Below are 19,373 nucleotides of genomic sequence, written 5' to 3' on the forward strand. Positions count from 1 at the left end.
TCGTATGTAGATAAACACGGATCTTATCTTTTTATCCCACACGAAAATGTCTTTCGGGCACGAAATTTTATTCTTATGTATTTTGGTTCGACAAGTATTCTTACCGGCACTAACGCGCTTCGTGTCCCCCGCAGGCGGGGGAATAAAAAGGGGGTGGTGGCCTTTATCTTAAAATATCGGATCTTTCTAAATCGAGCCTGCTTGCTGCCACCTTGTTCAGTTCTTGTTCATACCTTGTTTACCCTTTGTTCAGCTCAAATGGCTCTGGAGGCGGTTTGAGCTGAACAAGAACTGAACAAGAGCTGAAGAAGGGCTAAACAAATGCGCGATTTTTGGTCAAAAATAGGTCGTTTCGGTTAAATCGGTGACATGGCTTTAATGCTGTAATCGCTGAATTCTATCAAAAAGATTTTCTTATTGCCAATAAACACCAGGTAAAAGCAGTCTGCCCCCTGCAGCGTTCATGTTTGTTCCCGGCCCTGCTCTACCCATGGTCACATATGCCGGCTATCTGCACTATATATGCTTCGTATCACGAGGCTGATTGCTCCGAAACTTCACGGTGCAGATTCGATGCAGATACGGAGGTGATACGAAGGAGATCGGTAGATGGGTGGATGATAAATCAGGCGTTGCCGGGGGTAACAGTAATTCCACCCGCCTTGTGCTCCGCAGGAATGACGGGACTGTTAATTGGACTATACAATCGGAGTAAAACCGCCCCTTTATCCCCTCCTTGAAGATATGGATGGGAGTATAGCGCTTTAGGCAGGCTGCTTGAACAGTCGGTCAGGTATAAAATGGATTTTCATAGCATGATAACAGATGCACTTTTTTGCACCCGTCCAGGCATGGTCTCGCTATAACTCGGCATTGTCCTTTTTTGCTAAGAAAAAGGGACTAGGCCTCCCGCGGCTATGAGCGGGAAAGAATACTATTTTTATTGAGATTATAAAACCAGAATGACGCTCCTATACTATCATTCTAACCCTGTGCTTTTTGCACCCGCCAGTCAAACGTCATTAAGCACGACAATTATCATTTTCCGCGGCTCGACTTGATCGGTAATCCTAAAACCACCCCTTTATCCCCTCCTTGAAGATAAGGATGGGAGTATAGCGCTTTAGGCAGGCTGCTTGAACAAGCAGGTCAGGTATAAAAATAGATTCCCATAGCATGATGCCAGATGCACTTTTTTGCTCCCGTCCAGGCCAAAGTTATTAAGCACAACAATCATCAAATTACCAGAATCTAGCGCCGGCCCGAGCAGAACGGCGGACCGGGAATTTGCCCTGTGCGGCTGAAGCTTCCCTGCCCCTGCCCGTCCGTTCAGGCGGGCGTTCCGTTCAGGCGGGGTTCTGTTCTTGGCGTTATTCACCTGTTTTTTATTGTTTTTAAATGGCTATTTTTATTGAGATTATAAAACCAGAATGACGCTCCTATACTATCATTCTAACCCTGTGCTTTTTTGCACCCGTCAGTCAAACCTCATTAAGCACGACAATCATCATCTTCTACGCCTCGTCCGACTTGATCGGCAATCGTAAGCACCATACCGGTATCAGGTTCATCGTGCTCTGCATTAGGATTCCTGCCTGCGCAGGAATGACGGGGATGAGGCAGGAAGAACAGAAACTATAAAATAAATGAAAAGGAACTTGTATAGCTCCAATACAATAAACACCTTGCGGTGTATAGTCAATCTACAATTAATTCAATAACCTGTATAGCTATATTAGGGTAAGACAACCCAAAACTCATCTCATACTTTATCCATACTTTATCTATGCCTTTGCCATACTTTAACCATATACTAGCCCTCACAATAGGGGCCTTCAAACAGGCTTAGTAAATCTTTTAAAAAAAGCCCTTTAACATTGTTACATTTCCATATCTTTGCCCTCGCATAAAAATGATGCTGTCCGAAAGCGGTGTTCATCCTGAGATATTTCGGAATCTGTTAAAAGATCCTGAAATGCACGCGCCGAAAAGGCGACAAACCGGATGGTCCCTGCACATGGATATTGTCTGGGTTTAAAGAGAAAAGGGATCCTTTAACTATGCTGAAAAACGTTGCTCTTATGAAATTTAAAAACATTAATAGATTGAATCTACCCAAATCTGTTATATTGCTTATACTGTTTTTATGCCTGGGTGCTATACACCCCGTAACAGCACAAACCACACAAAACTTCAGCAATATTAATGTTGACCAGCTATCCGACGCTCAGATTAAGCAATTCATCCAGCAGGTAGAGGCCCAGGGTTTAAGCGAATCACAACTGGAACAGGTTGCCCAGGCCCGGGGTATGAGTGCCACTGAAGTTGCCAAATTACGCGCCAGGGTTAACAAAATAAAGCAAGCAGGATCCTCAAGCACAAATACGAATACAGCAAATAGTAATACATCATCTGGCTCAGGAGAACGGGAACTAAACTTTAAAGCCGATACCACAACCGCTGAAGTGTCCGGCCCTGTTTCCAGGATCTTTGGCTCAGAACTGTTCAAAAACTCTAAAATTTCGTTTGAGCCAAACCTTCGCCTCGCCACACCTCAAAACTACCAGCTAGGTCCGGACGATGAACTGAACATCGATATCTACGGATATTCAGAGGCGAATTATAAATTAAAAGTATCCCCCGACGGTAACATCAATATCCCTTATGTGGGTATGGTTTCCGTAGGCGGGCAAACCATAGAACAGGCCAGTCAGAGGATTCGTTCCAGGCTGGCTAGCATTTATCCGAATATGCGCGGCGGAAATACCAAAGTGAATATCACCCTGGGAAATATCCGAAGCATAAAAGTAACCTTATTGGGGGAAGTTACCCGTCCGGGTACCTACACTCTGTCCTCTCTTTCTACAGTTTTCAACGCCTTGTATTCGTCCGGCGGTCCTGCAGAAAACGGCTCATTCCGGGAAATTGAAATTATCAGGAACAACCGCGTAATCGCTAAGCTGGATGTGTACGAGTTTCTTCTACGCGGCTTTCAGCGAAATAATATCCGTTTGCAGGATCAGGATATTATCCGTATCCCGACCTATAGAAAACGTGTAGAATTCTCAGGCGAGGTAAAGCGTCCCGCAATATTTGAAGCCACAACAAATGAATCTCTGGAAGATGTAATTGCTTTTGCCGGTGGTTTCACCAGTGAAGCTTATACAGCAAGGATCAAAGTGATCCAGAACACCGCTAAAGAGCGTCGTATCTCCGATGTTTTAGCTAACAACTTCAATACTTATACCCCTCAGAACGGTGACAAATATTTTGCCGAGCCCATTCTCGATCGCTTTGAAAACAGGGTAAGCATTACAGGTGCGGTGTTCCGTCCGGGCCAGTATCAGTTGGAACCAGCTTTAACCCTCGGACAGTTAATCAGAAAAGCGGAAGGTATAACCGAAGACGCTTTTTTACCCCGGGGATATATTACCCGATTAAGAGCAGATAATTCTCCAGAACTGATATCCTTCGACCTGACAAAGATCATGAACGGTTCGACTGCCGACATCACTCTCCAGCGCGAGGACCAGGTTACCATATCCTCTATTTTTGACTTACGCGAGGAATATAAAATAAGTATTGAAGGAGAAGTCAGGTCACCCGGTACAATAGGTTACGCAGAAAACATGAGCCTGGAGGACCTGATAATTTTAGCTGGTGGATTTAAAGAAGGAGCATCTCCCAAACGCATAGAAATTTCCCGCCGGGTAAAAGACAGCGAAGCAGGCGCAGCCAATTCTCGTATCGCACAGGTATACCAGTTAGATGTGGACAAAAACCTTATTATCCAGGGTCCGAAATTTAACTTACAGCCCTTCGATATAATTTCAGTAAGAAATGCCGCGGGATATGAAATTCAGCGCCAGGTAAGGGTAGAAGGGGAAGTCCTATATCCCGGAACCTATACCATTACCCGTAAAGATGAGCGCATCTCTGACCTGATCAAACGGGTTGGGGGCTTAACTGATCTGGCTTACCTATCCGGAGCTTCTTTAAAACGTACCGAAGCCAGTGAAAAGGGTTCTGGTAAAAATAAGATCAATACAGCTGAAGAAGATCAACAGAAAATACTGAAACTACAGCGTTTACAGGAGACTGCGAAGGATTCAACAGATATTATACAGCAACAAGATATTTTACGAAATGACTTTGTTGGAATTGATTTGGAAAGGATATTGGATAAGCCAAAAACAAAGCTGGACCTGATATTGGAAGAAGGGGATGTGCTTAGGGTTCCGAAACAACTTCAAACCGTGAAAGTGAGCGGGGAAGTCCTATATCCTACTACTGCTATTTACAATGGTGGAAAAACATTCCGGCAATATATTTCTGATGCGGGTGGATTTTCTGACCGCTCATTAAAGAAAAGATCTTACGTGATCTATGCGAATGGCGCGGTTAGAAGTACAGGAAAGTTTTTGTTTTTTAATAATTATCCGATGGTGAAGCCGGGGGCGGAGATATTTGTGCCAAAGAAAGCTGAACAAAAGAAACTGTCGGCTTCTGAGATTGTAGGATTGACCTCTGGTATTGCTTCACTCGGAGCAATTATATTGGGAGTTTTAAATTTGATTAAGTAGTGGGTCCTGAAAATATTATCAAAGTTAGTCAAGACGATGAGATATCGATGAAGGAAATCATCCTTCGAATTCAATACCTGTACAAATATTTATTAAAAAGGTGGCCCATTTTCGTATTGGCAATAATTTTGGGTGGACTTCTAGGAGTAATGTATGGGTACACAAAGAAGCCGGCTTACAAAGCTGAAATAATGTTTGTGTTGGAAGAAAGTCAATCAGGTAATGGACTTGGGGGATATACGAGTTTAGCTGGCCAGTTTGGAATAGATTTGGCGGGAGCAAGTGGGGGTGGGGTTTTTGCCAGTAGCAATCTACTGGCGCTAATGAAGTCAAGATCCATGATTCAGAAGGCACTGCTTACGCCTGTTGTAATAGATAGCACTAAGATCACCCTGGCTGAACTTTATATTAGAATAAATAATCTTCGCGACCAATGGGTGGATAGTAAATTGCTTGCTTCAGTAAGCTTTCCCCTTGGCTTAAAGCCAGAGGAGTTTTCATTAGCTCAAAATGCTGCAATGAAATTATTCCATGGGGCAATTACGACGAAAGATTTGAAGATTGAAAAGCCTGATAAAGAGACTGGCATAATATCCGTTAAGGTCATTTCAACACATGAGATATTTTCACAGCAATTTGCAGAGGCTCTCATTAAAGAGGTGTCAAATTTTTACATCGAAACAAAAACCAGAAAGTCTGCAGCTAATGTAGCTATACTTCAACATCAAACGGATTCGGTCAAGAGGGCGTTAAACTCCTCGATCACTGGCGTAGCAGTCTCTTCCGATGCTAATCCAAACCCAAATTTGGCCTTACAAGTATTGCGTACCCCTTCTCAAAGGAAGCAATTTGATGTTCAAATTAATCAAGCTATATTAACGCAGTTGATCCAGAATCTTGAAGTTGCAAAAGTTTCCTTGCGCAAGGAAATGCCTTTGATCCAGATTATTGATAGGCCTATAATGCCTCTAGAGGTCGTTGAATTCAGCCTTTATAAGGGATTTTTTCTCGGAGCTTTTTTAGCGTTCTTTCTGACAAGTTTTTATATTCTATTCAGAGAGATTTTGAGGAGTATAATGGCTTCAAAGTGAACATGACATTTGCTTTCATCAAAAAAGGTGTATATTTGCGAGTAGTTTTTTTACTCGATCTTGTGTTAAATTCCATTGTTACTTCTAAAACACGGTTAAAGCTTCTTTTAAAGTTTTTCATAAATAGCGACACTAAATCTTATTTAAGGTCCCTTGCTGTCGAATTCAATGAGTCCACTAATGCTGTTAGAATTGAGCTTAATCGTTTGAGTAAGGCGGGGTTATTACACATGCATACTCAAGGAAATACAGTTATTTACCAAGCCAATAAAATGCATCCTCTTTTTCCGGATATCGTGAGTATTGTTAAAAAGTATGTCGGAATTGACCAGATTATCGGCCAAGTGGTAGCTAAGCTTGGTGATTTAAAGCTCGCATACATCTCGGGAGATTATGCGCATGGAAAAGACTCGGGGATTATTGACATGGTTCTGGTTGGCAATATAAATAAGTTGTATGTAGCCAGTTTAATTGACAAGGCAGAGAGTGTAATAAAGCGAAAGATACGATCGGTAATATTTACTGAATTAGAGTATGAGCAATTTGCCAAATTGTCCTCTCCACAGAATATTTTGATAATTTTTAATGAGCGGCCAGAGTGTTGATTGACATTACTAAATATCAAATCCAAATTTACGTGAAACAAACATTAGATAATGGATTTTAGGAAGCTCTTGAAATCTGAATCTAAAAGTACCCTGATTTACTTGGTATCAACTTTAGTAACCGGTTTTGGCTCTTTTTTGATTATACCGATTTATTGGTCTAAGTTATCTTTGTCTGACTATGGCATCATCGCAGTAACTGACCTACTATCGGGGATTTTGGGTATTTTTCTTGGGTTAAATATTGAGCAAGGGATAACTCGCTACTATTACGAATGGAATACTAATGAGCGAAAATTTGCATTGGGAAGTTTATGGTTGACGAGTTGGGGGGCCATAATATTGATGTTTCCTTTGTTTTTTGCAATAGTTTATTTTTTCAGTGATAGTCTTTTCCCAGACATCGACTTCTATCCCTATATATTTATAGGATTGATCATTTCTTTTCTAACACCTTTTGACCGAATTCCTACAGTTGTATTTAGAGTGCTTCAAAGACCGTATTTGTATTCTGGATTCAATATAATATCATTTTTTATTACAAATGCGACAGCTCTAATCTTTGTTTTCGCTTATAATATGGGTGTCATTGGATATCTTTATGCAATGATTTTAAGTAAAATTGTCCTTATAATTGCCTACACCATTATAATGCTCCTTTTAGCTAAGCCTACATTGCGTTGGAAGTATGTTAAAGAACCGTTGGCTTTTTCATTTAATTTTGTGTTTCCCGAAATAGTAACCTCGATTTCAAGTCAGGGAGATCGTTATCTTTTACAGTTACTACTAAACGTGAAATTATTAGGGATATATTCTATAAGTTTAAAATTCGGGGCACTGTATACTAATATTCATAACATACTTAAATTGTCTTACGTTCCTTTTCTGATTAAAACAGCCGCTGAAGAAGAAAATGGAACCAATATTGTAAAAAAGACTATTCCATTTTATATCGTTCCGATGTTTTTTGGCTTTGTTATAATTAGCTTATTTGCCGACAATCTGATCGTTTTAATTGGGAATAAAGAGTATTTTCCAATAATTGACTATTTGCCCTGGGTTTGCTTTTCTTTATTAATTCCCAGTCTATATATGTATTATGCTCCTGGAATTTACTTGTCTAAAAATACTAAGTATCTTATTTATCCACCCTTGGCAAGTTCCTTATTGTTTTTAGTGTTTTCGCCCATATTAGTCCCATTTATGTCATTATTTGGACTCATAATCGCAAAGGTTATTGCCGGAGTCGGATACTTATATGTCTCTTTAGTCTTATCCAAAAAATTGTATAATTGGGATAATGATTTTTGGTTTTTATTTTTTATTTCAGGAGTAAGCCTTTTGATAATTCTAATCGACATAGCACTCTCGAAAATGGATATGAACAGTATTTATACAGAGTTTTTTTTGATCTTAAGTTTCACTCTTTCCTGCTTTTTAATTTTAAAACGGCACTGGAAATTAATTATATAGACATCGCATAAATTGAATAAAGCTAATGCATAAAGTTAAATTAATGTTACAAGACGCTGGTTATAAATTGATTAATTCTCTTTGGGGAATAGTCCCGCAGAGGGTCAAGATTTTGCTTATATCTCAAAAGATAGTTGACTATCTCGATTATTCTCATTCGAAAATTCGAATGATAATTAGCTCGACTGTGAGTTACCAAAGATTATACTCCTGCCAAAAGGAGCCTGGGACGGTTAGCTGGGTTACATCCAATTTATCAGAATCGGGAGTCTTTTATGACATTGGGGCAAATACGGGTGCGTATTCGTTAATTGGAGGAAGCAGACTGAATGCATATGGAAAGGTATATGCATTTGAACCAGTTCCAAGCACTTTTATAGAATTATGTCAGAATGTGCAATTAAATAAATTAGAAGAAAAGGTTATCCCTATAAATGTGGCTTTAAGTGATTCAAATTCGGTTGTTCCGTTCGGACTAAATAGTTTTAGCGGTGGAGTAGCAATGCATATGGGATTATCAGATACAGAAATATTAGCAAATAGCGACGAAACGGTGTTTAATTATTTGATTCGTACCCAAACATTAGATTCACTTGTAAAGGAATTTAATTTGTTGCCGCCCACCATTATTAAAATCGACGTTGATGGCCCAGAATTTAAGGTTCTTAAAGGCGCTTCAAATGTTTTAAAGAGCGAAAAGTTATTAAGCTTGCAGATTGAAATGGATGAGCTAAATCAGCCTATTAAAGAAATGACATCTTTCCTGGAAGATCATGGGTTAATATTCAAAGACAAATATCAACATGGGAATAGTGAAATTTTTGATTATGTTTTTGAAAGAAAAGTATAACTATATGAATTAATTTAACAAAACCTAAAATAGTACAAAATAGAAATTTAAAGATGAAAAATATCTTAGAAAATTTGGTCGCAAATCCGAACAATGTTTTTGTGATCGCAGAAATCGGTCATAACCATCAAGGGAAGGTAGAGATCTGTAAGTCAATGTTTTTAGCAGCGAAAGAGGCTGGCGCTCATGCAGTGAAGTTGCAAAAAAGGAATAATAAAACTTTATACACTAAAAGCTTATATAATGAGCCATATAATAGTGAAAACAGCTATGCTTCAATTTATGGGGAACACCGGGAGGCACTAGAATTTAATAAGGAGCAATATCTAGAATTAATCGATTACGCTAAACAGATTAACATTTATTTTTTTGCTACTGCTTTCGATTTTGAGAGTCTGGATTTCCTAATTAATTTAGGTATGCCAGCATTTAAAATTGCGTCAGGCGACCTGCTTAATACGCCCTTACAACGTAGGATTGCTAAACTCGGGAAGCCCGTTTTTCTAAGTACTGGAGGAGGCACTTTTAATGATATAAAGAGAGCTGTGGAGACAATTATAGAGCACAATCGGGAGTTAATAGTTTTTCATTGTACCGCATCATATCCTGCCGATGTTGAAGATATGAATCTCAACGTCATCCCAGAGCTGAAACGGTTGTTTCCTGATATTATCATCGGTCTTTCAGATCACGAGAATGGTATTGATGCTGCTTCTGTTGGATATATGCTAGGGGCTCGCGTCTTCGAAAAGCATTTCACCTTAAATAGAGCTTGGAAAGGAACTGACCAATCATTCTCACTGGAACCGGAAGGACTTCGAAAGCTAATTAGAAACCTAAACCGTATACCCATATTGCTTGGTAGCTCTGATAAACAGTTACTTGAAAGTGAGAAAAGACCGTTAAAGAAAATGGCAAAATCTTTAGTAGCTAAAACAAATTTAAAGGCTGGTCATGCTCTTAGCGAGGTAGATATTGCGATAAAATCTCCGGGAGGAGGCTTACCACCGTATGAATTGGAGAATATCATTGGTAAAGTGCTTAAAGTTGACATTAATGAGGATGAAAACCTACTATTTGAAAACTTTATTTAAATACAAGTCAACTATTAAAAATGAAATTTAAACATATACAATCAATTGTATTTGATTTTGATGGGGTGTTTACTGATAACACTGTAGTTGTTGATCAGAATGGTATCGAATCAGTTCGCTGCTGGAGAAGTGATGGTCTAGGCCTTGACAGATTAAGAGCTCTTGGTTTAAAATTATTGATAATATCCACTGAAGTTAACCCAGTTGTAAGTGTTCGAGCTAAAAAGTTAAAAGTGGAATGCTTTCAGGGAATATGTGACAAAGCTGAAGCAATTCTCAAATGGACTAAAGATAATAATGTAGATTTATCTAAAACCGCTTTTGTTGGGAATGACATAAACGATATAGCTGCATTTAAAGAAGTGGGTTTCGCTATCGCAGTAGCGGATTGTTATGACGAAGTAAAGCCCTATGTGAAATTTCAGTTGAGTAAGCCTGGCGGATATGGAGCTGTAAGAGAAATATGTGATTTGATTTATAATGATTACCAAACTTTATCTTCAGCGGTTTCTTCTAATACTAGTTCTAATCTTGAAGAAGTATGAGGGAAAATCTTTTTGATATTTCTGAGGAAATTGTAATTATTACTGGTGCTTCGGGGCAATTAGGTCTGGAATATTCAAAAGCTTTTCTTCATAAAGAAGCTAAAGTAATCGGTTTGGATTTAAGGGGGAATGATTTAATCATTGAGCTTTCTGAACAATACAAAGATAGCTTTACCTTTATAAAATGTGATATCACCGATAGCGAAAGCTTAAAACGCGCCGCTGTAGAAATTCAGGATATCTATGGTTGCCCTACTGTTTTAATAAACAATGCGGCTATTGATTCGCCACCCGAAGCGCCACTGGAAGAGACAGGGCCTTTTGAGGATTATCCGGAAACTTCTTGGGATAAAGTTATGAATGTAAACGTCAAAGGAGTATTTTTGGCCTGCAAAGTTTTTGGTTCTTTAATGGCAAATAATCTACGCGGTTCAATTATCAATATCTCATCTATATATGGTGTAGTTGCACCCGATCAGAGCTTGTATGAATACAAACGTGAAAGGGGAGAAGTCTTTTTTAAGCCTGTAGCTTATGCAGCATCAAAATCTGCTTTAATTAATTTAAGTCGTTATCTGGCAGTTTACTGGGCCAAAAAGAGAGTTCGTGTAAATACCTTGGTAATTGCGGGGGTTTTTAATGGACAGGAAGAAGGTTTTTTGAACGCTTATTGCCAAAGAATTCCAATAGGTAGAATGGCCAATCATGACGAATATAATGGGGCTTTAGTTTTTTTAGCCAGCAATGCGTCAAAGTATATGACTGGTTCTCAAATGACGATTGATGGAGGGTGGACTGCCATATGATATCAGATAAAATTATTTCTAATTGGATTGACGGTCAGATACAGTCCGTCGAAAACAAGGAGTTCCTTGATAAATACAACCCTGCTACCGGGCATAAATATTCTTCACTCGTAAATTCTACTGCTGAGGATGTTAAACTCGCTGTAATAGCAGCTCAAAAGGGCTTTAATATTTGGTCTGTTGTTACACCAATAGAACGCGGAAGGATTTTAAGCGAACTGGTAAAGCTAATGGAACAAACCAAGAATGATTTGGCATCTATAGTAGCTATCGAAACTGGTAAGCCCTTAAATGATGCAATTGGGGAAGTGAATGCTTCTATTTTGCAAGGTAAGTATTTTGCCGGCGAAGGAATGCGTCTATATGGACGTTCTTTGACATCAGGCATGCCAGGTAAATATTCACATACAGTACGCCAGCCGATCGGAATTGCAGGATTAATAGTTCCGGCTAATACTCCGATTGCCAATATTGCTTGGAAGCTATTTCCAGCGTTAATTTGTGGTAATTCGGTTATTTTAAAGGCATCCGAGGATGCTCCCGAAACCGCCTTGAGAATTGCTGAATTATCTAAAGAAGCTGGGCTTCCGGATGGAGTATTTAATGTTCTTCAGGGAAAAGGTGATTCGGTAGGTGTTGGCATTGTAGAGAGCACTTCGATATCTATAATTAGTTTTACAGGGTCAACTTCAACAGGGCGATGGATTGCAAAAACCGGCGGTGAGCGTTTAGCACGTGTCTCGTTAGAATTGGGCGGAAAAAATCCATTTGTTGTTTGTGATGATGCGGATCTTGATGCAGCAGTACAATGGGCTGTTTTAAGTGCCTTTAGCAATGCAGGGCAGCGTTGCGCAGCAGGTAGTCGTATTTTGATATTTGAAAACATTTATGACCAGTTTGTAGACAAACTGGTTGAAAAAACCAAAACACTAAAACTTGGTGTAACAGAAGGATGCAATTTGGGGCCGGTTATAAACTCCAGGCAGCAGAAGGCTATTCTTGCTGCTATAGAAAGAGCAAAAAATGGAGGAGGAAAAGTTTTAGTTGGAGGTAAAGCTCCTCAAGAGATTTCTTTAAAAAATGGATTTTATATAGAACCAACCCTAATCGATGGCTTAACAGAGGAAGACGAATTATCAACCAAAGAAGTATTTGGTCCTGTAGCAACCCTGCATCGTGTTTCAAGTATAGCACATGCCTTAAAATTAGCTAATTCTACTGAGTATGGACTTACTGCAGCTATTCATACAAAAAATGTTGACCGCGCGATGTGGTTTGCTCAACGGGTAAGATCAGGAGTAGTCAATATTAATATAGGAACCTTTGGAAGTGAAGCACATATGCCATTTGGTGGCATGGGAGCTTCTGGAAATGGAACAAGAGAGCCTGGAGTTGAGGCGCTTGATGTTTATAGCGAACTCAAAAATATTTCTTTCCTGGTGAGAGAATCAGCAATCTAATGAAAAAGTCTATTGCACTTATTCCAGCGCGTTCAGGTTCGCAACGTATTAAAGATAAAAACATCCGGTTTTTAGGAGGACACCCTATTCTTGCTTATTCTATACGCTCTGCAATTGATAGTGGTGTTTTCGATGCAGTAATATGTGCTACGGATAGTGAAGAGTATGCTAAAATAGCCAGATATTATGGAGCAGAAGTGCCGATGTTACGTAGCACGAGTATTTCAGGAGCCAAATCTCCAGATATAGAATGGGTGGAATGGATTCTTGATTTTATGAACAAGCACGAGCGGGCTTATGATATATTTAGTATTTTACGGCCCACAAGTCCCTTTAGAAAGGCAGAGACTATCCAACGGGCCATGAAACAGTTTTTAGCGCAACCCGAAGTACATTCCTTACGTGCCGTTGAAAAATGTAGTCAGCACCCAGGTAAAATGTGGGTTGTTCGTGGAGCTTACATGACTCCTTTAATGCCTTTAAGCCCTTCAGAACAGCCTTGGCATAGTAGCCAGTACGCAGCCTTACCTGATGTATATGTTCAAAATGCGAGTCTTGAAATAGCATGGACCCGGGTTGTTTTTGAACAGCACTCAATAGCGGGCAATGTTTTGTGCCCGTTTATCACTACCGAGGAAGAGGGACTTGACGTTAATAATGAATTCGACTGGTGGAGAGCTGAACGTCTTTTGGAGTTAGACTTAGCGACTTTACCGGAAATTAAAATTAAACCAATCATATTATAATTGTAATGGGCGAACAAATAACATATAGTATTTCTGAGGCAATTGAATCATCTACAAAAGGAGTATCACTGTCTCACTATGGAAAAGAGGCATTCGATATTTTGATAAAATCTGATGTTCCTCCAAAAGAGAAAACACAAATATTCGCGCAAATGGCCAGGTTTAACACCCTATACATGATTGCAAAAGCCGGTTCAGGGCATTTAGGAGGGAGCTTTTCAAGTTTAGATATAGTAAGCTGGCTTTATTTAAATGTATTAAAAGCGGAAGATCGATATTTTTCATCAAAGGGCCATGATGCCCCCGCGTTGTATGCTGTTCATACGGCTCTGGGAGTACTTCCTATGGAAAAAATTCATGCTCTCCGACGACTGGGAGGATTGCCAGGTCATCCTGATACTAAAACACCCGGTGCACATACAAATACAGGCTCTTTAGGCATGGGAGTATCAAAGGCTAAGGGCTTCTTGTATGCAAACGAGGTGTTAGGAAATGTCGAAGGTAGTGTTTTTGTGTTAACTGGTGATGGAGAACTCCAGGAAGGCCAGTTTTGGGAATCACTTGTCTCGGCCTCAAAGTTTAGAAACGGTAAATTAACCGTGATTGTAGATCATAATAAAATACAATCAGACACCTTTGTTGCAAATGTTAGTGATCTGGGAGATTTAGAGGCTAAGTTTAAGGCCTTTGGTTGGGACGTTCATCGTATTGACGGTCATAACTATGATTCTCTTAATACTTTACTTGGTTCTCCGGGTTCTGAAGGTAAGCCATTAGCAATAATTGCTGATACGATTAAAGGCAAAGGTGTTTCGTTTATGGAACATACTTCTATGCAGAAAAATGAAGAATATTATCGGTACCACTCTGGTGCACCAAGTCCGGAAGATTATGTCAAGGCTGCTAATGAGTTAAAGCAAAGTATTAACACTCAGGCTGAAGCGCTTAATATTTCATTACCAGAGACATTATCGGTTGAGTTTGAACCATTAAAATTACCTTCTGGAGCTGAGCGAATGATTCCGGTTTATTCGGAAGCGCTATTAAATATAGCTCGAAGCAACCCTAAGGTAGTTGCCTTAGATGCGGACCTTGTTTTAGATACTGGCCTTATTCCGTTTAAAAATGAGTTCCCAAAACGTTTTATTGAGTGTGGAATAGCTGAGCAGGATATGGTTTCACAAGCGGGAACAATGGCGCTTAGCGGACTTATTCCTGTTGTGCATTCTTTTGCCTGCTTTTTAACGAGCAGAGCATCAGAACAAATTTACAATAATTGCACTCAGGGCGGTAAGGTAGTGTATGTTGGGTCTTTAGCAGGTGTTTTGCCTGGTGGCCCTGGAAGTTCGCATCAGGCGGTAAGAGATATAGCGGCTATGTCGGCTATGCCGGATATTACAATTATAGAACCAGTCTCTCCATTCCAAGTCAATCTAGCTCTTAATTGGGCTATAAGATCCAATGAAGCTAGCTCTTACCTTCGATTGGCATCAATACCTATTGAAAGTAGGGAGGAATTTAATCAGATAAAAACTCTGGAAATAGGTAAAGGAAATCTTTTAAGAAAAGGAGGAGATACTACATTTTTAACACTTGGTCCGATTGTTACTATTGAAGCGTTAAAAGCAGCCCAAAAATTAAGCTCAGAACATGGAATAGAATGTAAGGTTATAGCAACGCCATGGGCAAACGCCTGTGATGTAGCATGGTTGAAAAGTGTATTGACAAATGATTTGGGCCCATTGGTCATTGTCGAAAACCATTATTTAGAGGGTGGTTTTGGTGAAAAAATTGCCAAAGTAATTTTAATGAATAAACTTACTAAAGATAGAAACATAACGATGCTGGGCATCAGCGGATTACCTAAGTCTGGCTTAAATTCTGAAGTTCTAAAGGCACATGGTCTGGATAGTGAATCTCTGGTGGAAGTGATTAAAAATCTGAAATGATTAAAAGTAAAATATTAGTCGTTATTACCGGTAATGAGTATATAAGAAATTATATACAAAGTGATGCATTGCGGGCTTTGGAAAGCGAATACGATTGTTACTTTTTAGGTTCAGACCAAATTACTATAAGAGAGCAGTTAATTAACAAACCCAACTTTTTAGGGTTCTACACCGAAGATCCCAAGCAAAAGGGAAGGTCTTATAGTTACTTTAATGTTTTGATGTATAAAAATCGAAATCAATGTAGCTCATTTAAATTTCGTACATATAGAACATATTATAAGCCTGAATCTTTTTATAATACAATTAAATTAATTTTATCAGAAAGTGTAAAGCTGAAGTTTGACTTTTTAAGAAAGTTCAAAGAAAAATCCAAAGTTAGGATTTTTTCTCGCACACCTTTTTTTAACTATTATGAGAGCAAGTTTAAAAAACTGCATTTAATAAACCCCTTACTTCTATCAGCTATTGAAAAGAATAAGATTGATATTGTTCTATTTCCATCATCAGCCTACGATCCAATTGGGGTGGATATTGTTCAGGCTTGCAGGAAATTCCACATACCGTCACTCTTTCTAATTGATAATTGGGACAACCTTTCAAGTAAATCAATCTTATTTGAAAAGCCAGATTATCTGGGAGTTTGGTCACAACAGAGCTTAGAGCATGCTACCGAAATTCAAGGTATTGAGAAATCGAATATTTTCATATTGGGCACACCACGGTTTAACCATTATTTTAAAGATCGTGACAGGGACCTTCCATCTTCCTTCAATTTTAGATACATATTATTTGTAGGCACGGCGGTAGCCTTTGATGAAGCAGGGATTATTACAAAAATCAATCAGGTTATGGAAGATAATCAGCATATCTTTTCAGGTGTTAAATTACTGTATCGCCCCCATCCTTGGAGACATAGTAAGGACTCAATAGCAGATAAAGATTTACCTCACCTAGTTATTGACCCACAACTGAAAGATGCTTATTTAAAGAAAGATGCAAGTTATGCCATACAACCATCTCTTGATTATTACCCATCTCTTATTAAAAACTCTGAATTTGTAATGGGAGGACTTACTTCCATGCTCATAGAGACATTAATTTTCAAGAAACCATATTTTGCCTTAGCATACGACGATGGCATAAATTTAACCAGTCCTCATAATGTACTAAAATACTATGTCCATTTTAAAGGTCTTGAAAACGTAGAGGCAATTAAGTTCTGTACTGAATTACAGGATTTTCCTTCTCAGTTTATAGAACAGTGGAATGAACGTGGCGATATCAATTCAAAGAAGGTGGATGATCAAAGGGAATATTACTTGTCTCATGACCAGAATATGGAATATAAAGATAAGTTGAAGTCAATAGTTGAAAATATTATAACAAAAGATGCTCACTAACAAACTAATTCTTATAACCGGGGCTGATGGCTTTATTGGCTCTCACCTTACAGAAACATTAATAAATGAAGGATATAGTGTTCGTGCTTTTGTTTACTATAATTCTTTTAACTCGTGGGGCTGGCTTGATACATTATCACCTGAAATAAAAGATAAGATAGAAGTCTTTGCTGGTGACATAAGGGACCCTAATGGAGTGCGTAAAGCCATGAAAGGAGTTGATGTGGTTTTTCATCTTGCAGCTCTTATAGCTATCCCTTTCAGTTATCATTCACCAGATTCATATATAGATACTAATGTAAAGGGCACTCTAAACATTATTCAAGCGGCTAAAGACTTAAAAGTTAGTAGGGTTATTGTAACTTCGACATCAGAGGTTTACGGAACCGCTCTATATATTCCTATAGACGAAAAGCATCCTCGCCAGCCACAATCTCCGTATTCGGCATCTAAAATAGGTGCAGATTGTATAGCTGATTCATTTTATAGGAGTTTTGATTTACCCTTAACTATTGTTCGACCTTTTAATACGTTTGGTCCAAGACAATCTGCACGGGCAGTCATACCTACCATTATCACGCAACTGCTAAATAATATCGAAGAAGTAAAGTTAGGAGATTTAACTCCTACACGTGATCTTTTATACGTGCAAGATACAGTTGATGGTTTCCTAGCCATAGCGAAATGTGATGAACTGATTGGACATGAATGCAATATAGCTACTCAAACTGAAATATCGGTAGCAGAATTGGCCCAGGAATTGGTCCGTCAAATAAACCCTAAAGCCCGGATTGTTTCTGATGAACAGCGAATCCGACCTGTAAAATCTGAAGTTTTCCGTTTGTATGGGTCAAATGAAAAAATAAAACAATACACCAACTGGCAACCTAAACATACTTTAGCAACAGGGCTCGCTGAAACTATAAAGTGGTTTAAAAATCCTGAAAATTTAAAGCAATATAAGGCAGGAATTTATAATATCTAACTCAAGATGGGCTCACTATTCCAAAATATTACAGATACAATCAAAAGCCAGTTTCCTGGGAAAGACTTTATTCCTTTACATGCCCCAGTTTTTAAGGGGAATGAAAAAAAGTACGTGCTTGATACAATTGAATCTACTTTTGTTTCGTCTGTAGGAGCCTATGTAAATAAGTTTGAGGAAATGATGTGTGATATAACAGGCGCTAAATATGCGGTAGCAATAGTAAATGGTACCAATGCATTACACATGGCTTTAATTCTTGCAGATGTTATTGCGCATGATGAAGTACTAACTCAAAGCTTAACCTTTATAGCAACTGCAAATGCTATTTCATACATGGGAGCTAGTCCGGTTTTCATCGACGTTGATAATGATACACTCGGCCTGTCTCCAAATGCTGTCGAAGCTTTTTTAGAGGATAATGCGCTACTTAGATCAGACGGTTTTACTTATAATCGACATACGGGTAAAAGAATAAAAGCATGCATACCTATGCATACATTCGGTTTTCCATGTCGTGTAGATGAGCTTTTCACTCTTTGTGAAAAGTGGAATATTAGTTTGATTGAAGATGCTGCAGAGTCTTTAGGAAGTTATTACAAAGAGAAACATACAGGGACATTTGGATTAATAGGGACGTTTAGTTTTAACGGGAATAAAACAATTACTTCAGGGGGCGGAGGAGCGATTGTGACCGATGACGTTGCAATAGCTAATAGGGCAAAACATTTAACTACTCAGGCTAAGCAAACGCATCCATGGGCCTTTATTCATGACGAAATTGGATATAACTATCGCATGCCCAATTTAAATGCTGCATTAGCTTGTGCTCAACTCGAACAACTGGATACCTTTGTGGATAATAAAAGAGAGCTCGCGTCTTTTTATAAAGAGTATTTTAAATCTATAAATATTACTCTAATTGAAGAGGTCGAGAGTTCAAAGGCGAATTACTGGTTGAACGCTATTCTTTTAAATGACAAGGACCAACGCGAGGCGTTTTTAAAATTTTCAAATAATAATGGGGTAATGACTAGGCCTTGCTGGGAGCTGATGCATCGTTTACCGATGTTTTCAAAAGCTGAAAGAGGAAATCTGAGCAATAGTGAATGGATTGCAGACAGATTAGTTAATATTCCAAGCAGTGTAAGGTTGTGAAAGAGGCAGTAATTATAGGATATTCTGGTCACGCTTATGTGGTATTGGACCTACTCTTAGCGAATAAATATTCAATAAAAGGATATTGCGAAAACCGTGTCATTATAGAGAACCCTTATAAACTTGTTTATCTAGGTTCAGAAAATAATTATGAAGTATATAATTCAATCAAGCATGTAGATATTTTTATAGCTATTGGAGATAATGCAATAAGGAAATCAATTATTGAGAACTTACTTGAGAAGGGAAGCCATCTGCCAAGTCTGATTCATCCTTCAGCTATAGTTTCAGATACCGTAACAATGCAAGGGGCCAATGTAGTTATGCCAGGCGTAGTAATAAATTCATGTGCTCGTTTGGGAAAAGGTATAATTTGTAATTCGTCTTCCATAATTGAGCATGAATGCCAGATAGGCGATTATGTTCATATAGCCCCAGGTGCAGTATTGACAGGAAATGTAAGTATTGGAAATAATAGTTTTATAGGCGCAAATGCCGTGATTAAACCAGGAATAAAAATAAGCGACAATGTAATTATTGGTGCTGGTGCAGTTGTAACTAAAAATATTGATAGCGGAGAAATAGTTGCTGGGAACCCTGCTAACCCCATTAATATTTGACATTT

At 38.7% G+C, this 19,373-nt stretch carries 15 protein-coding genes; all 15 read left to right on the top strand.

Features of this window, described 5'->3' with window-relative positions; genetic code table 11:
• Window positions 1-2,081 precede the first annotated feature (2,081 nt).
• The 15 genes from WG906_RS14165 to WG906_RS14235 all read left to right on the top strand — a co-directional run bounded on the left by WG906_RS14165 (window position 2,082) and on the right by WG906_RS14235 (window position 19,368).
• Window positions 2,082-4,583 carry an SLBB domain-containing protein gene (locus WG906_RS14165; protein WP_339993392.1) on the top strand — a complete coding sequence of 834 codons (2,502 nt, stop codon included), beginning with the start codon at window positions 2,082-2,084 and terminating at the stop codon, window positions 4,581-4,583.
• Window positions 4,583-5,674, top strand: a complete 1,092-nt coding sequence (locus WG906_RS14170) for a GumC domain-containing protein (RefSeq protein ID WP_339993393.1) — start codon at window positions 4,583-4,585, stop codon at window positions 5,672-5,674. Before WG906_RS14165 ends, WG906_RS14170 begins: the two co-directional genes overlap by 1 nt.
• A 2-nt stretch (window positions 5,675-5,676) precedes the next feature.
• Window positions 5,677-6,279, top strand: coding sequence for an ArsR family transcriptional regulator (locus tag WG906_RS14175; RefSeq protein WP_339993394.1), 603 nt, complete (start codon window positions 5,677-5,679; stop codon window positions 6,277-6,279).
• A gap of 51 nt (window positions 6,280-6,330) precedes the next feature.
• The gene (locus WG906_RS14180) at window positions 6,331-7,752 is read left to right on the top strand and encodes a lipopolysaccharide biosynthesis protein (RefSeq protein ID WP_339993395.1); all 1,422 of its coding nucleotides are present in this window, start codon (window positions 6,331-6,333) and stop codon (window positions 7,750-7,752) included.
• A 187-nt stretch (window positions 7,753-7,939) separates the two neighbouring features.
• Window positions 7,940-8,602 carry an FkbM family methyltransferase gene (locus WG906_RS14185; protein ID WP_339993396.1) on the top strand — a complete coding sequence of 221 codons (663 nt, stop codon included), beginning with the start codon at window positions 7,940-7,942 and terminating at the stop codon, window positions 8,600-8,602.
• A gap of 53 nt (window positions 8,603-8,655) precedes the next feature.
• The gene (locus tag WG906_RS14190) at window positions 8,656-9,696 is read left to right on the top strand and encodes an N-acetylneuraminate synthase family protein (protein WP_339993397.1); all 1,041 of its coding nucleotides are present in this window, start codon (window positions 8,656-8,658) and stop codon (window positions 9,694-9,696) included.
• Window positions 9,697-9,716: 20 nt separating this feature from the next.
• Window positions 9,717-10,241, top strand: coding sequence for a KdsC family phosphatase (locus WG906_RS14195; RefSeq protein ID WP_339993399.1), 525 nt, complete (start codon window positions 9,717-9,719; stop codon window positions 10,239-10,241).
• On the top strand, window positions 10,238-11,047 hold the full coding sequence (locus tag WG906_RS14200) for an SDR family oxidoreductase (protein WP_339993401.1): 810 nt from the start codon (window positions 10,238-10,240) through the stop codon (window positions 11,045-11,047). Before WG906_RS14195 ends, WG906_RS14200 begins: the two co-directional genes overlap by 4 nt.
• On the top strand, window positions 11,044-12,507 hold the full coding sequence (locus tag WG906_RS14205) for an aldehyde dehydrogenase family protein (protein WP_339993402.1): 1,464 nt from the start codon (window positions 11,044-11,046) through the stop codon (window positions 12,505-12,507). The genes WG906_RS14200 and WG906_RS14205 overlap by 4 nt, the downstream gene beginning before the upstream one ends.
• Window positions 12,507-13,253: an acylneuraminate cytidylyltransferase family protein gene (locus tag WG906_RS14210; protein ID WP_339993404.1), complete on the top strand. Its 747-nt coding sequence runs from the start codon at window positions 12,507-12,509 to the stop codon at window positions 13,251-13,253. The genes WG906_RS14205 and WG906_RS14210 overlap by 1 nt, the downstream gene beginning before the upstream one ends.
• Before the next feature lie 5 nt (window positions 13,254-13,258).
• Entirely contained in the window at window positions 13,259-15,202 is a 1,944-nt protein-coding gene (locus tag WG906_RS14215) for a transketolase C-terminal domain-containing protein (protein WP_339993406.1), read from the top strand.
• Complete coding sequence (locus WG906_RS14220; protein WP_339993407.1) at window positions 15,199-16,605, top strand: hypothetical protein; 1,407 nt, start codon at window positions 15,199-15,201, stop codon at window positions 16,603-16,605. Before WG906_RS14215 ends, WG906_RS14220 begins: the two co-directional genes overlap by 4 nt.
• Window positions 16,595-17,590 (top strand): NAD-dependent 4,6-dehydratase LegB, encoded by a 996-nt coding sequence (locus WG906_RS14225; RefSeq protein ID WP_339993408.1) that lies wholly within the window; start codon window positions 16,595-16,597, stop codon window positions 17,588-17,590. The genes WG906_RS14220 and WG906_RS14225 overlap by 11 nt, the downstream gene beginning before the upstream one ends.
• 6 nt (window positions 17,591-17,596) lie before the next feature.
• Window positions 17,597-18,748 (top strand): LegC family aminotransferase, encoded by a 1,152-nt coding sequence (locus tag WG906_RS14230; protein ID WP_339993409.1) that lies wholly within the window; start codon window positions 17,597-17,599, stop codon window positions 18,746-18,748.
• Window positions 18,745-19,368, top strand: coding sequence for an acetyltransferase (locus WG906_RS14235; RefSeq protein ID WP_339993411.1), 624 nt, complete (start codon window positions 18,745-18,747; stop codon window positions 19,366-19,368). Before WG906_RS14230 ends, WG906_RS14235 begins: the two co-directional genes overlap by 4 nt.
• Window positions 19,369-19,373: the final 5 nt, after the last annotated feature.

It is taken from the genome of Pedobacter superstes (genome assembly GCF_037622515.1).
GTDB lineage: Bacteria > Bacteroidota > Bacteroidia > Sphingobacteriales > Sphingobacteriaceae > Paradesertivirga > Paradesertivirga superstes.

What these genes read in the sequence shown, in the direction of transcription:
- WG906_RS14180 (WP_339993395.1), top strand. Translation starts at nt 6,331, where the DNA reads ATGGATTTTAGGAAGCTCTTGAAATCTGAATCTAAAAGTACCCTGATT.
- WG906_RS14190 (WP_339993397.1), top strand. Translation starts at nt 8,656, where the DNA reads ATGAAAAATATCTTAGAAAATTTGGTCGCAAATCCGAACAATGTTTTT.
- WG906_RS14175 (WP_339993394.1), top strand. Translation starts at nt 5,677, where the DNA reads ATGACATTTGCTTTCATCAAAAAAGGTGTATATTTGCGAGTAGTTTTT.
- WG906_RS14215 (WP_339993406.1), top strand. Translation starts at nt 13,259, where the DNA reads ATGGGCGAACAAATAACATATAGTATTTCTGAGGCAATTGAATCATCT.
- WG906_RS14205 (WP_339993402.1), top strand. Translation starts at nt 11,044, where the DNA reads ATGATATCAGATAAAATTATTTCTAATTGGATTGACGGTCAGATACAG.
- WG906_RS14225 (WP_339993408.1), top strand. Translation starts at nt 16,595, where the DNA reads ATGCTCACTAACAAACTAATTCTTATAACCGGGGCTGATGGCTTTATT.
- WG906_RS14220 (WP_339993407.1), top strand. Translation starts at nt 15,199, where the DNA reads ATGATTAAAAGTAAAATATTAGTCGTTATTACCGGTAATGAGTATATA.
- WG906_RS14165 (WP_339993392.1), top strand. Translation starts at nt 2,082, where the DNA reads ATGAAATTTAAAAACATTAATAGATTGAATCTACCCAAATCTGTTATA.
- WG906_RS14195 (WP_339993399.1), top strand. Translation starts at nt 9,717, where the DNA reads ATGAAATTTAAACATATACAATCAATTGTATTTGATTTTGATGGGGTG.
- WG906_RS14230 (WP_339993409.1), top strand. Translation starts at nt 17,597, where the DNA reads ATGGGCTCACTATTCCAAAATATTACAGATACAATCAAAAGCCAGTTT.
- WG906_RS14200 (WP_339993401.1), top strand. Translation starts at nt 10,238, where the DNA reads ATGAGGGAAAATCTTTTTGATATTTCTGAGGAAATTGTAATTATTACT.
- WG906_RS14210 (WP_339993404.1), top strand. Translation starts at nt 12,507, where the DNA reads ATGAAAAAGTCTATTGCACTTATTCCAGCGCGTTCAGGTTCGCAACGT.